The 13,488-nt window shown below is 30.3% G+C and carries 12 protein-coding genes and 1 pseudogene; 12 read left to right on the top strand and 1 reads right to left on the bottom strand.

Features of this window, described 5'->3' with window-relative positions; all coding sequences use genetic code 11:
• Positions 1–48: 48 nt before the first annotated feature.
• The 11 genes and pseudogenes from AC4PG3_RS09080 to AC4PG3_RS09030 all read left to right on the top strand — a co-directional run bounded on the left by AC4PG3_RS09080 (position 49) and on the right by AC4PG3_RS09030 (position 10,548).
• Complete coding sequence (locus tag AC4PG3_RS09080; protein ID WP_492196339.1) at positions 49–2,442, top strand: heavy metal translocating P-type ATPase; 2,394 nt, start codon at positions 49–51, stop codon at positions 2,440–2,442.
• Between the two features lie 425 nt (positions 2,443–2,867).
• Complete coding sequence (locus AC4PG3_RS09075) at positions 2,868–3,422, top strand: YggL 50S ribosome-binding family protein (protein WP_492196338.1); 555 nt, start codon at positions 2,868–2,870, stop codon at positions 3,420–3,422.
• Between the two features lie 26 nt (positions 3,423–3,448).
• Positions 3,449–4,567: a DUF3885 domain-containing protein gene (locus AC4PG3_RS09070; protein ID WP_492196337.1), complete on the top strand. Its 1,119-nt coding sequence runs from the start codon at positions 3,449–3,451 to the stop codon at positions 4,565–4,567.
• A 344-nt stretch (positions 4,568–4,911) separates the two neighbouring features.
• On the top strand, positions 4,912–5,652 hold the full coding sequence (locus tag AC4PG3_RS09065) for an NADPH-dependent oxidoreductase (protein WP_492196336.1): 741 nt from the start codon (positions 4,912–4,914) through the stop codon (positions 5,650–5,652).
• Between the two features lie 218 nt (positions 5,653–5,870).
• Positions 5,871–6,704 carry an AraC family transcriptional regulator gene (locus tag AC4PG3_RS09060; RefSeq protein WP_492196335.1) on the top strand — a complete coding sequence of 278 codons (834 nt, stop codon included), beginning with the start codon at positions 5,871–5,873 and terminating at the stop codon, positions 6,702–6,704.
• 79 nt (positions 6,705–6,783) lie between these two features.
• A pseudogene (locus AC4PG3_RS09055) lies at positions 6,784–7,314 on the top strand (MATE family efflux transporter); the annotation flags it as partial.
• Between the two features lie 204 nt (positions 7,315–7,518).
• A complete protein-coding gene (locus AC4PG3_RS09050) occupies positions 7,519–8,112 on the top strand; it encodes an MATE family efflux transporter (protein ID WP_492198220.1) in 594 nt (197 codons plus the stop codon).
• A 131-nt stretch (positions 8,113–8,243) separates the two neighbouring features.
• On the top strand, positions 8,244–8,555 hold the full coding sequence (locus tag AC4PG3_RS09045) for a YbjQ family protein (protein WP_492196334.1): 312 nt from the start codon (positions 8,244–8,246) through the stop codon (positions 8,553–8,555).
• A 103-nt stretch (positions 8,556–8,658) separates the two neighbouring features.
• Positions 8,659–9,204 (top strand): phosphodiesterase, encoded by a 546-nt coding sequence (gene yfcE / locus AC4PG3_RS09040; protein ID WP_492196333.1) that lies wholly within the window; start codon positions 8,659–8,661, stop codon positions 9,202–9,204.
• 224 nt (positions 9,205–9,428) lie between these two features.
• The gene (locus AC4PG3_RS09035) at positions 9,429–9,944 is read left to right on the top strand and encodes a hypothetical protein (RefSeq protein ID WP_492196332.1); all 516 of its coding nucleotides are present in this window, start codon (positions 9,429–9,431) and stop codon (positions 9,942–9,944) included.
• A gap of 292 nt (positions 9,945–10,236) precedes the next feature.
• Positions 10,237–10,548, top strand: coding sequence for an ATP-binding cassette domain-containing protein (locus AC4PG3_RS09030; RefSeq protein ID WP_492196331.1), 312 nt, complete (start codon positions 10,237–10,239; stop codon positions 10,546–10,548).
• Here AC4PG3_RS09030 and AC4PG3_RS09025 read toward each other — a convergent pair.
• On the bottom strand, positions 10,536–11,516 hold the full coding sequence (locus tag AC4PG3_RS09025) for a helix-turn-helix domain-containing protein (protein ID WP_492196330.1): 981 nt from the start codon (positions 11,514–11,516) through the stop codon (positions 10,536–10,538). The genes AC4PG3_RS09030 and AC4PG3_RS09025 overlap by 13 nt on opposite strands.
• Before the next feature lie 292 nt (positions 11,517–11,808).
• Between AC4PG3_RS09025 and AC4PG3_RS09020 the strand changes: the two genes are divergently transcribed.
• Positions 11,809–13,155, top strand: coding sequence for an MATE family efflux transporter (locus AC4PG3_RS09020; RefSeq protein ID WP_492196329.1), 1,347 nt, complete (start codon positions 11,809–11,811; stop codon positions 13,153–13,155).
• Positions 13,156–13,488 lie beyond the last annotated feature (333 nt).

The raw sequence follows: 13,488 nt of genomic DNA, 5'->3' as shown, positions 1-13,488 counted from the left end.
TGTACATAAGGTTTTATTATATAGATATATTTAGAAAGAAGGGATATTATGTGTAAAGATAATTCTTGCAGTGCTCACCATCATGATCACGATCATGAACATGCATCTTTTAGTCAAAATCAGATATTAGACTCTGGCGAGGGTGAACTTTTATCTATGAAGTTAAAAGGCTTAGCTTGTTCAAGTTGTGCAGGTAAGATAGAAGATAGAATTAAAAAGTTGGATTCAACAATAGATATGAATTTGAATTCTACAACATCTGCATTAAAAGTTAGATTTCAAGGTAATAAAGATGAAGTAACTAAAAATATAATTAAAATAGTAAATGACCTGGAGCCAGATGTTGAGTGTATAGTAGATACAGGAAGACACATTGTAAAAAAATATTCTCTTAAAGGTCTTAATTGTGCAAGCTGTGCTGGGAAAATAGAGAGAATAGTAGGCGATTTAGATGGGGTTTATGAAAGTGAATTAAATTTCAACCTTTCAACTTTGGAAGTAAAGGTAGATAAAAATAAAAATGATATAACAAAGGAAATAACCAAAATTGTAACTGAACTTGAACCAGATGTTAAAGTTATAGATGAAAATCAAAAGACAGAAGTTGAAAAGCCTAAAAATACATTGCAAATGAGGATGGGCTTATCAGTAATATTTTTAATTATAGGATTTGTATTTAGAAAACTAGGAAGCAATTTACAGATTATTCCTTTTTTAGTATCATATATAGTAATTGGATATGATATTATCAATAGATCATATAAAAATATAAAACGTGGAGAAATATTTGATGAAAACTTCCTAATGTCTATAGCTTCTATAAGTGCCATGGCATTAGGAGAATATCCAGAAGCTATAATGGTTATGTTATTGTATCAAATTGGAGAATATTTCCAAGGTAAGGCAGTAGAATCTTCAAGACAATCAATAGCAAACCTTATGAATATTAGACCTGACTATGCAAATGTAATTATTGGAGAGAATATTAAAAAAGTTAGTCCAGAGGATGTAAAACTAGGAGATATTATAATTGTTAAGCCTGGTGAGAAGATAGCTTTAGATGGTGTAGTTGTAAAGGGCGAGACTTATTTAGATACAAAGGCTTTAACAGGAGAGTCAGATCCAAGATTTGTAAATGAAGAAGATCAAGTATTAAGTGGATCTTTGAATATAGATGGCTTGATACAAGTTAAGGTAACTAAAGAGTTTGGTGACTCAACTGTAAGTAAAATATTAAATTTAGTTGAAAATGCAAGTTCTAAAAAAGCAAAAACTGAGTTAAGAATAACTAGATTTGCTAGAGTATATACACCAATAGTAGTTTTAATAGGTTTCTTAACTGCTGTAATACCACCTTTATTATTTAGTGGGGAGTGGTCTACTTGGGTGCTTAGAGGAGCGACTTTCTTAGTAGTGTCTTGTCCTTGTGCCTTAGTAATATCAGTACCAATGACTTACTTTGCTGGTATTGGAGCTTCATCTAGAAATGGTATATTAGTAAAAGGTGGAAATTATTTAGAAAGTTTAGCAAATTCAAAATATCTTGTACTTGATAAAACAGGTACAATAACTAAGGGGAATTTCAACGTAGAGAAGATTCAAGCTTTTAATGAGTTTAATAATGAAAAAGTTTTGGAGTATGCAGCTTATGCTGAAAGCTTTTCTACCCATCCAATAGCTAAATCAATAGTAAAAGAATTTAAGAATAATGTTGATCAAGAAATTATAACTAATTATAAAGAGATTAAAGGAAAAGGTATTAAAGCTTTAGTTGGAGATAAAGAAGTTATATGTGGAAATTTTGATTTTGTTGGAAGTGAAATAAAAGGTGTTAAAGAAAGTAAGGATAATGGAACTATAGTATATGTAGGAGTGGACAATGCATTTGCAGGATATATAGTCATTAAAGATGAATTAAAAGAAACTTCTTATGAAGCAATAAAAAGTCTTCCAGAGCTAGATATCCTTATGCTTACTGGAGATAGAAAAAGTACTGCAGAGGAAGTGGCTAAAAAGGTTGGCATCAAAAACTATAGATATGAGTTATTACCTGATGATAAAGTGAATGAAGTTGAAAATCTGTTTTCAAGGAAAAAAGATGAAGATGCTTTATTATTTGTTGGTGACGGTATCAACGATGCACCAGTTTTAGCCAGAGCAGATGTAGGTATAGCTATGGGTGGAGTAGGTTCTGATGCAGCCATAGAAGCAGCAGACATGATAATAATGGATGATGATTTAAGTAAAATAAGAAAGGCTATAGATATAGCAAAGAAAACCAAAAAAATTGTAACAGAAAATATATTCTTGTCACTATCAATTAAGTTTGTAATTATGGTTTTAGCTTTCATTGGTATAGCACCAATGTGGTTAGCTGTTATAGGAGACGTTGGAGTAGCTTTACTTGCTGTATTTAATGCAATGAGAGTTTTAAAAGCATAGTTTTTTAAAAGATAAGTTATGGTGTGAATCGTCATATAAGCCGTTCTAAAAAAATGCATTAGATAAGGAGAGTTTTTAACTCTCCTTATCTAATGCTTCCTTTGATTCTCTAAATAAATTTAGACAAAAAAATTATCTTGTACCTGAAAAAACATGTCATTTTTTTATATGTATGACAAATCTAATGATTGATATAATATCTCCTGAATATCCAAAGGTTAGTTTTGTTAAATAGACAAAGTACAAGGAGGAATTGCTGGAATTGTAAAAGGAGTATTGGACATTAGGAAAAATACTGATAAACCTTTTAAAGTAATTTTACTCTGACTTAATGATTTTAGACTTAATTTTCTTTTAAGTGAAAACTTGGAAACTTACAATGAAAGCTAGTTATATTTTAATTTTAAATTTCTAGGAGGATAAGGATGAAAAGAGAAAAAGAATTTGAAATAAATGGATGTGTTTCAGTACCAGAAGATTTAAGCTATGATGACTTTTGGGATAAATTCATTGATTTTATAGAGGCTAATAATTGGTCTTTTGGTGGTGGAATAAATGAAATTATTGATGGTTTCTATATAAATGAAGATGGAAGAAATAGAGACCATGTATTAGACCAGGATCTAAAAGACTTGATTTACCAAGGTAATAATAAAAAAGCAGTAGATATATACATGGAATTGAGAGGGGCAGATAAGAAAGAAGCACAAACATATGTGGAAGACTTGTCCAAAAGACTATGGGGCAATAGCTTTAGGAAACTGACTAGATTTTTAAATAGACTGGAAGAAAATAAAATATTCTACAAATTAGATACAGTTAGAAATAATTATATAATGGTAGAAGTAGCTGTCCCTGGTCAAAGATGGGAAGTAGAATTTTCCCCAGATGGAGATGTGGTAGTTGAAAGGTTTAAAAGCTTTAAAGATGTAGGAGATGAAAGTCTCCTAGACCAACTATTTGAAAAATTTTCTGAATAAGTATAGAGATAAGAGGAGAGAAAATTATGACAGACAGGGATAAAAGCTTAAAAGATATTTTAAGGGGGATACTAGATGAATATGATTTTGAAGCTGGTCCCTTATTTAGGTTGACTAGCAAGCTAAGATTACATAGTGCCTTAACAGATCGATCTCCATATTTAGAAAATGGAGATTTGGACGAGGACTATATTGATGCAACTCTTGAGAAAGCTAGTGAGATTTTTAAGCAGCTTAATTTTAAAGGAGACTTGCTCCTGGTCTATGATAATGTATTTAATATTAATACTGAGAAAGAGGTAAACTTCATAGAAACAATCTTAGTAAATCCTAAAAGAAAGGAAGAATATACTTATGAATGGTTTTATGAGGATGGGGAAGAACTTCTTAAGCCTATCAGAAGACTCTACCAGGTGGAAGCTCTAAAAGTAGAGGAGCTTTTTGGCCAAATAGGACGGTCGGATATTGGTGGAGACTATGACCTAGTCTCATCAATTTTTATTATAGACTTGGAAAGCAAGACAATATTTTATTTCTATGATGATAGGGGGCTCTACATAATGGCAAGGGAGGGAAAAATCCTCCAGGACCTATGGGAGTGTCTGCCAGCCTATTTCTTCGAGGACTGCCATGACTTTGAAATAAAGATAAAAGAACTTTATTGGATAGATGGCAGTCAGGACAACAAAGAAGACCTTTGTTTGCATGGAGATCTAGAAATAAGATTAAATAATGAAATAGTTGAATATTCCCCTACAGTAAGTGCAACAGGGTTAAGGCTATTAAGATCTCTGTTTACAGACCATCATGGAGGCAAAGGAGAACATCTCTTCCCTTGTTGTGGAAATACTATGATAGCTAATGAAAAATTGGATAAGGTTGAAATAATAGGATGTGACCAAGGATTAGATTGGGCTATTAGTCATAAAGATGGTTTTGTGACTATAGAAGCAGATGAGAATTTAAAAACTACCTACTATTACTTACAATATAAAAAAGAAGTCTTAAATTTTATAAAGCAAGTAGAAAACTTTTATAAAAAAGCAGGAAAGAGAGTTTTACCAGAAGATAAAATGGATAGGGAGGGTTATCTTGCCTTTTGGAGAGAATGGGAGGACTTAAAAGAGAGAACTTTTTTGATATAAGGTATAAAAAATATTAGATAAAGATTTAGACAGATATTCACTCAATGATAAAGAAAATACAATGCTTGGTATGCTTCCTATAGCTTAGAACAAGTATTAGTGGCTTTTGGCAAAACAACAGAAAGTTATAAATTTCCAATGCAACAAGGTGCATTATATATTAAAGATAAAAATGCTGATTTATTTTTTATAACAATAAATAAAAAATATAACTAATCAAAGTGATAATATTTATCTTTTAAAAGATTTTAAATGTAATCTTAGTTGTTGGATATAATAAATATTGGGTAAAAATATCATAAGTATTTTTTAAAATTTTATTCAACAAAAGGAGATGAAATAAATTGAATGAAGTAATTAAAGTAATGAAGGAACATAGGTCAATAAGAAAGTATAAAAATCAAATGATATCTGATGAGATATTAAATAATTTAATAGATGTAGCTCAACATGCTCCAAATTCAATTAATGGACAACAAAGTACGGTTATTGTAATCAAAGATAAAGATACAAAAAAGAAAATTGCTGAATATGCAGGTGGCCAACCTTGGATTGAAGAGTGTCCAGTATTTTTAGTTTTTGTAATGGATTTTTATAAGACTAAGTTAGCAGCTGAAAAAAATAAAAGAACCCAGACAATAACTGATAGTGTAGAGTCTATAATGGTAGGTTCTGTAGATGTAGGACTTAGTATGCAGAATGTAATTACTGCTGCAGAATCCTTAGGATTAGGCACTGTATGTATTGGAGGAATTAGAAATAATCCTTCAGAAATGATAAAAATATTAGAGCTTCCAGAATATACTTATCCAGTTGTTGGCTTATGTTTAGGATATCCTGAAGATAATTCAGCTCCAAAGCCAAGAATGGGAAAAGAAGCATATTGTCACATGGAAAAATATAATAAAGAAATTTTACCATCAACCATAGATGATTATGATGAAATCATGTCAAAATATCTAGAAGAGGGTGGAAGAAGAGAGAAAATAAATTGGAGTAACAATACAAGTAATATTTATCAAAATGTGTACTTCCCAAAGGTTTATCCAACATTAAAAGAACAAGGTTTTAAAAACGAAAAATAGCCTAAAATATACAAAAATATTTTACATGAATATATAATAGAAGAATTAAAAAATATCACAGAAAGTCATACTTGGCTAAAATACAGAATAAACTCATAGGAAGGTTTATTCTGTATTTTTAAAATCTCTTCACGTGTATAAATATATGATACATATTAAATTCAAAGTTATAATTATTAAACAATTGCAAATAAATTTCTAAAATAAAGGGAGAAAAAATGAGAACCAATGCATATATAAATCGAGCAATAGACTATATATTAAATCATATTAATGAAAATATATCTGTTGATGAGATTGCCTCTCATTGCAATTTTTCAAGATATTACTTTTCTAGAATGTTTAAAATGGAAACTGGAGAAAGCATATATGAATTTATCAAACGAGTGAAAATGGAACAAAGTGCGTTTCGCTTAAAGGTTGATAAAACCAGAAGTATCACGGATATAAGCTGTGATTATGGTTACAGTTCATCAAACTACAGCTATGCTTTTAAGCAACATCACAATAAATCTCCAAGGGAATTTAGGCGTAGTATTACGCAAGAATCTTTAGTAAACCCAATATTTAGTGATGCTGATATAGGGTTAGAGTCATTTGAGGAATGCAACAAAAAAATTTCTATAGAAGTTCTTGAGGATTGTCCTGTTATATATCAACGGCATAAAGGAAACTATGGAGACTTATCCGTTCAGTGGGGAGCATTTCAAGAAAAATATAAGGAATATATCACCGAGTTAACATTGTTTCTTGAACGTACCTATGATGACCCGTCCATTACCAATATAAATGAATGCCTATATGATATCTGCATGACTGCCCCAGAAGGCTGTAAACTTGAAAATACATATGTGCTGAAAGGTGGGAAATTCGCTATTTATCACTTCAAAGGTTTGGTAAAAGAGATATATACCTCTTACCAAAGTATTTTCAATGTCTGGTTACCTAAGAGTGACAATGAGATTGATGAACGCTACGGCTTTGAGATTTACAGAAAGATAGACTGTGATTCTATGTATATGGAAATTGATTTTTGTATCCCAATCAAATAGAGCACAAAAACAGAAGTATTTTTCTTTTTATTCCTTTATCCTATATGGTGTGAACGATGAATATAGGGAGGAAATAAAAATGAACTTAGAGAGCATTCAAAACAACAAAATCAAGACAATTTTACAGTTTTCCATTCCATCGATTATTGCAATGGTGCTGACCTCACTGATTACAGTTGTTGATGGTTTTTTTATTGGAAACTATGTGGGAAAAGAAGGCCTTGCTGCGGTTAACTTAGGGCTACCCATTGTCTATTTACACCTTGCAGTAGGTCTTATGGTGTCTGTAGGTGGTGTGGCAATTGCTGGAATGTCACTTGGAAGTAGGGACATCAAAAAGTGCAACAGTGTTTTTAATTAGACTATATGTACGGCAATGGTTTCCACCATTTTGCTTAGCATCATTATACTGCCTTGCATTGAGCCTATGCTTCAACTTTTAAATGCTGATATACAGGTGGCGGGATTTTTCAAGGACTATTATGGCATTATGCTACTGGAGCTTCCCATTATGGTGATAAACACATCCTTTGGTATGTTTATCAGAGGAGAGGGTAAACCACAGTATTTTATGCAGGTTAACATTTTAAATGTATTACTTAACATTTTGCTTGATTATTTGTTTGTCCGCTGGGTTAGCTGGGGTGTAAAGGGTGTAGCTGTTGCCTCTTTGATCTCTGCCCTTGTTACCCTTTTGTGTATTCTTTACTTTTTTATCAAGAAGTCAAAGGTGTATAAATTCCACGGATTCACTTTTTCTAGGAAGGTGTTGAGTAGAACATTATTCAATGGCAGCTCAGAATTTGTGGGCGAAATGTCAATGAGCATTTCTATGTTTGCCTATAACTATGTAATACTAAAAAATGTCGGTGTAGATGGTGTGACTGCATTTACCATCGTGGGTTATATTGCCTATATCTTCAGCATGGTGATAATAGGTTTTGGTCAGGGGGCAAGTACCCTTATTAGCTTTACTTATGGAGCAAAGGAAGATTTCCTTGCAAGAAGCCTACGTAAGATAACCAACTTCATGGTGCTGATTACTGGAGTAATGGTGCTTTTCCTAGTATTAGTTGGTTCCAAGTGGTACAGCAGTCTGTTCGTTAAAGGCGAAGTCGTGGAGCAGATGGTTCATTCAGGGGGAATAATCTATGCAGTTTCCTTTCTGTTTTCGGGGATTAATACAATTTCTTCTTTTTACTTTACATCAATTGGAAAGGCAAAGGAGTCAGCCATCATATCTTCTTCACGAGGATTGGTAATTCTTCTGATTTGTATCTTCACTTTGCCACCACTGTTGGGTATGACAGGAGTATGGCTTGTGGCACCGATTACAGAAGTACTAACCTTACTTTTGAGCTTGTTTTTTATAGGAAAAGAAGAGAAAATAAATATTATAAATAATTAAACAGATATTGTATTATTTACCGAATTAAAGTAAAATGAAAATACTATTAGTTGTTTTTCCTATGACTTTAATAGTATTAGTAATTTATATGTTAATTGAAAGAATTAAGGAAATAAAAGGAGGAGAAGAAGATGATCTTAGTAAATACTGATTATATATCTGGAAAAGATCTTGAGATGCTTGGCTTAGTAAAGGGCAGTACTATTCAATCTAAAAATGTAGGTAAAGACATTTCACAGGGATTTAAAACTCTTATAGGTGGAGAACTTAAGGCTTATAATGAGATGATGAATGAAGCTAGGGCTATTGCAACTAAAAGAATGGTTGAAGAAGCAACAGATTTGGGAGCAGATGCAGTTGTAAATATTAAATATTCATCTTCTGCAATCATGGGAGGAGCTGCAGAAGTGATTGCATATGGAACGGCAGTTAAATTTAAATAATAAGAAGTTTATGTAACTATATAAGTAAATAAGGCCTGATAATATTCATTTTGACATATTATTAGGCTTTTTAATATAAATATTTGCATTAAGGAGGATACCTATGAAACTATTTTTTATTTCAGATATACATGGATCTGTATATTACTTAAATGAAGTCATGGAAAGATATGAAGAAGAAGGGGCAGATTATATTGTCATACTAGGAGATATTCTATATCATGGAGCAAGGAATCCATTGCCTAAAGAATACAATCCAAAGGGAGTTATAAATATTTTAAATAATTATTCAGATAAGATAATTGCAGTTAGAGGGAATTGTGATAGTGAAGTTGATGAAATGGTACTAGATTTTCCTATTATGTCAACTTATTCTAATATTATATATAATGATAAAAGGCTTTTTTTAACCCATGGACATATATACAATGAAGATAATATGATAAAAATAAATGAAGGTTCTGCTTTTATTTATGGACATACTCATATTTTAAGAGCAGATAAAAAAGATAATATATATTTTTTGAACCCAGGAAGCATAACATTACCTAAGGAAAATAATCCCCATACTTATGGAGTATTAGAAAATAGTAGCTTTAAAATAAAAGATTTAGCTGGAAATATTATTAAGGAAATAGATATTATTTAATAATAGTGATATTATTTGAATCTCTCTCGTGTTGAGTCAAAGTTACCAATAAATCAGTATTTTCGTTATAAAAACCTCCTAAATTTTTTTCTGCATATATTTGTAGGGGGGAATTTAACTCTAGTGATAGAATATAAAATGATATGGAAACTGTTAAAAGATTAAATATGTATGATAAAATGACAATATAAAATATTATCATACATACTTAGGAGGGTTAAATTTTGAAAAAGCAAAAATACATATTAATTGGAGAAATAGTAGCTTGTATTTTTCTAATAGCTTTTATTTATTTAACTATGGATTTTACATATGGGAAAACTATGAATATTGGATTTATAGCTTCATTACCTGTTAGTTTAATAATGGTTTCTTTAATAAACTGGAAAAAAGAAGTAAAAAGTAAAGGTGGATTTAGGGTATTTACAGTATTTATAATACTATTAACACTTATACTAATATTTTTATTAAAACCTGATTATACATATAAAGAAGGGCTAGAAATAGTAAATAATTTAGGATACTCTAATATAAAAGAAACAAAAGAAAAATCTATATTTCCTTCTCGCCTAAAAATAAACAAATTAGTAGGAAAGGCTTATTTTTATGAAGGAGAAAAGGCTGGAAAATCCTATTATATTTTAGTAAGCCCTATAGATGGGAGTGCTCAAATTGAAGAAATAGGTGTAAGAAACTATATTGATTTATATAGGGAAAATAAGGAAAAGAATAAAAATTAATAAATTACACTTATATTATAATATAGAATTTTACAATATAAATATAAATAGATTTATTAGAGCAAGAGGCAATAACCTTATAATGGCTAAAACAGCTGTTATAAGGTTATTTGTATACGGTAAATAATTTAAAATCGTTGAGAAAATAAAAAATAAACCTTAGACATTTTGTTTCAGATTAGCTAATGATAATTTTGAATCCTTTAAGCTCTTGCTGCAATGTTCTGATGGGACGAGGGATGTTGATTTTACAGATTTGGATGGTAAAACGGAGATACAGGATACTTATAAAATGTATGATGTTTTGGAACAAAAAGGCATTACATTTCAGAGATTGAAAGGTGAGGAACAGATTCATAAAAATGAAGAAGTTATTTTGAAGGATTTTAATATAAATCTTGAAAATATTTGCTTTGGCTATGATAATGACAAGGAAATAATACATGGAATAGATATGAAAATTAAAGAAAATACACAGAATGCATTTGTAGGTCCAAGTTGTAGTGGAAAGTCTACACTTGTTAAGTTAATTGCAAGATATTGGGATATTCCATCAGGGAGTATAAAAATAGGAGTCCAGAAAAGGGACTCCTATTTTACATAATGAGTTCTTCTGTATTCACCTGGATTTATACCATAATAGCTTTTAAAAAGCCCTGAAAAATGGCCGCTATTTTTGTAGCCTAGTTCCTTTGCAATGGATGTAATGCTATCTTCTGTATTTAATAAAAGTGTTAAGGCTGCATTCATTCTTAAATCTTTGAGATATTGATATGGTGTAGTACCAAAATAATCCCTAAAAGCCAATAGAAGTCTTGATGTACTCATTTTAGAGATTTTAGCTAGTTCTTCGAGACTTGGATAACTTCCAATATTATTTTGAAGATATTTCTCTACATTTTTTAAAAGGCGTTTATCAGTTTTATTAAGTCTTACAGAGATATGTTCTTTTTCCCACTTTTGATCCTTGTCATGGGTAACTAAAGATAATATTTCTAAGATTTTACTTTCTGAATAGATTTTTTGGGATATTCCTTTAGCTTTACATGTTTTAATCTGATTAAAAATAAAATTAAGTTCTGGTGATACAGGATTTTTTGCAAGGTACTTAAAAGCAGTTGTAAAGTCTTTATAACTGTCACCATAGCGATTTTTAAGAAAACGATCAAAATAATTTCTAGTAAGAATTACCTTAGTAAATTCTATTAACTTGTTTTTTTCACAGAATACATGGACTAATTTATTTGTATTTATATAGCATAAGATTCCTGTATCAACTTTTTTGATTTTTCGCTTTCCAACTTGATAAGAGCTAGAAGTTGTATCAAACTTACTTATTTCAATATATTCTTCTTCAATTTCAGATACTTTTTCAAAGTCATAGTTAGGGGTATAGCTTGCGATTAATATAATAAATTCATTATTAGAGTTTATTATTCGAAAAAAACCGTCTCCATAATCTGGATTCATTCGATAGTATTTTTCATATTCCGTTGAAAGCTCTGGAATATAGATAAAGTTAAACTCTTTTGGAGCTTGTATAAAGTATTCTATTACACTTTTACTGGTCATGATTTACTCCTCCTTATATATTATAATAACATAAAATATAAACACTATAAACTATAAAATCATCATGAAAACGTAAAAAAATATTTTAAAAATTATGCTTAAACATTGAAAAATAAAGGAAATATGTAATGAAGTAAAATCTAAATCAAAAACACTTATCTATTTCAATTTATAATCAAATTATGTATAATAGATGCCAATAAGGAGGATGACCTATGAACAATAAATTTTAAATTAGAAGATTATTTTCCTTTATGGGAAAGAATAAGTCAAAAGCAATAGGAGGATAAAAATGAGTGAGAAAAACCCACGCATTATGATGATAGAAAAAGGAGATATTACAAAAACTCTTTTTAAATTAGGAATACCTATGGTAATAAGTATGCTTGTAACAGCTTTATATAATGTTGTAGATACATATTTTGTATCAAATTTAGGTACTCAGCAATCAGGAGCTGTTTCCATTGCCTTCCCAATATCACTATACTTTTCTGGATTGGGGTTAACTTTTGGAGTTGGGGCAGCTTCATATATTTCTAGGCTTTTAGGGGAAAAGAAAATTAAAGAGGCTAATCGAGTAGCTTCAGTGGCTTTTTATACGGCTGGAATAATTGGAATGGTGTTAATGATAATATTGCTTTTATTTACAGAGCAAGTTCTAATTTCAATGGGAGCTACAGAAACAATTTTACCCTATGCACTTGAGTATGCAAATATCTTTATTGTAAGTATGTTTTTTACAACCATAAATGTATCAACAGGAAACTTGGCAATTGCACAGGGAGAAGCTTCAATAACATTGAAGGCAATGATTGTGGGAGCAGTGTTAAACATGATATTAGATCCAATTTTGATTAATGAAATGAATTTAGGAGTAAAAGGAGCAGCAATTGCAACACTGATTTCTCAAATTGTAACTACTATAATCTATTTAAGGTTCTTCTTTGGAAAGAATAGTTATATTACAATGAATTGGAGAGATTTCAAACCCAGTATTTCAATCTACAAGGAAATTATAAAGGTTGGTATTTCTATGTTCTTGCTACAAGGACTTACGGGATTTTCTATGTCATTGATTTCTCGAAATTCCAGTTTATATGGCGATGCAGCTGTATCTGCTATGGGAATTATTTTGAGAATTGTAACACTTGGAACTAATGTTGTATTTGGTTTTATGAAAGGATATCAACCCTTTGTAGGATATAATTATGGAGCAAAAAATTATAAGAGAACTTTAGATATAACAAAAAAAGCAATGCAGTGGTCAACTTTTTATTGTGTTCTTTGGACAGTAGTAGTTTTCTTATTCTATAAAAATATAATGACATTTATGATAGATGATTCTGAGGTAATAGGTATAGGAACAAAGGCTTTGAAGGTAAATACTCTGATGTTTTTTACTTTTGGTTTCCAATTTACTTATGCTACCCTTTATTTGTCCATGGGAAAAGCAATTGCAGGAGGAATTTTAAATATTGGGAGACAAGGTTTGTTTCTAATTCCCGTAATTATTATATTACCTAGAATATTAGGAATGAATGGAGTTATTTTTGCCCAACCTGTGGCAGATATTATTGCAACTATTATAACTATTCCCTTGGCAATAAAAGCTAATAAAAAACTAAATATGTTAAAATAGCAAAAGCACTGAGAAGTAAAAATCTTAGTGCTTTTGTTGTTTTTAAATTAAAATTAAATATATAATATAGGAAAGTTTAATTAGCATAAATGTATTTCATCTATCTGTGCAACTTAGACATTTGAGATTGTAAAATAAGCAGAAAATAGTTGTAATTAATAAGAGAATTGATATGATTTATATGGAAGGAGGAAAAAAATTGAAGGTCAATTATTATGAAGATAAAATGATAGATGAAAATCGGGTGGATATATTTTATAGTTAGAAAGATGGTGAAATTATTGTTAAAGCAGATTCAAATATGAGAATGCGTTTGATTATGGAAAATGGGGA

The sequence above is a fragment of the Tissierella sp. QWL-11 genome (assembly GCF_058683765.1).
Note: the sequence above shows the minus strand (reverse complement) of the source record. Positions and strands in the feature narration are given on the sequence as shown.

What these genes read in the sequence shown, in the direction of transcription:
- AC4PG3_RS09045 (WP_492196334.1), top strand. Translation starts at nt 8,244, where the DNA reads ATGATCTTAGTAAATACTGATTATATATCTGGAAAAGATCTTGAGATG.
- AC4PG3_RS09060 (WP_492196335.1), top strand. Translation starts at nt 5,871, where the DNA reads ATGAGAACCAATGCATATATAAATCGAGCAATAGACTATATATTAAAT.
- AC4PG3_RS09020 (WP_492196329.1), top strand. Translation starts at nt 11,809, where the DNA reads ATGAGTGAGAAAAACCCACGCATTATGATGATAGAAAAAGGAGATATT.
- AC4PG3_RS09030 (WP_492196331.1), top strand. Translation starts at nt 10,237, where the DNA reads ATGTATGATGTTTTGGAACAAAAAGGCATTACATTTCAGAGATTGAAA.
- yfcE (WP_492196333.1), top strand. Translation starts at nt 8,659, where the DNA reads ATGAAACTATTTTTTATTTCAGATATACATGGATCTGTATATTACTTA.
- AC4PG3_RS09080 (WP_492196339.1), top strand. Translation starts at nt 49, where the DNA reads ATGTGTAAAGATAATTCTTGCAGTGCTCACCATCATGATCACGATCAT.
- AC4PG3_RS09025 (WP_492196330.1), bottom strand. Translation starts at nt 11,516, where the DNA reads ATGACCAGTAAAAGTGTAATAGAATACTTTATACAAGCTCCAAAAGAG.
- AC4PG3_RS09050 (WP_492198220.1), top strand. Translation starts at nt 7,519, where the DNA reads ATGTCAATGAGCATTTCTATGTTTGCCTATAACTATGTAATACTAAAA.
- AC4PG3_RS09070 (WP_492196337.1), top strand. Translation starts at nt 3,449, where the DNA reads ATGACAGACAGGGATAAAAGCTTAAAAGATATTTTAAGGGGGATACTA.
- AC4PG3_RS09075 (WP_492196338.1), top strand. Translation starts at nt 2,868, where the DNA reads ATGAAAAGAGAAAAAGAATTTGAAATAAATGGATGTGTTTCAGTACCA.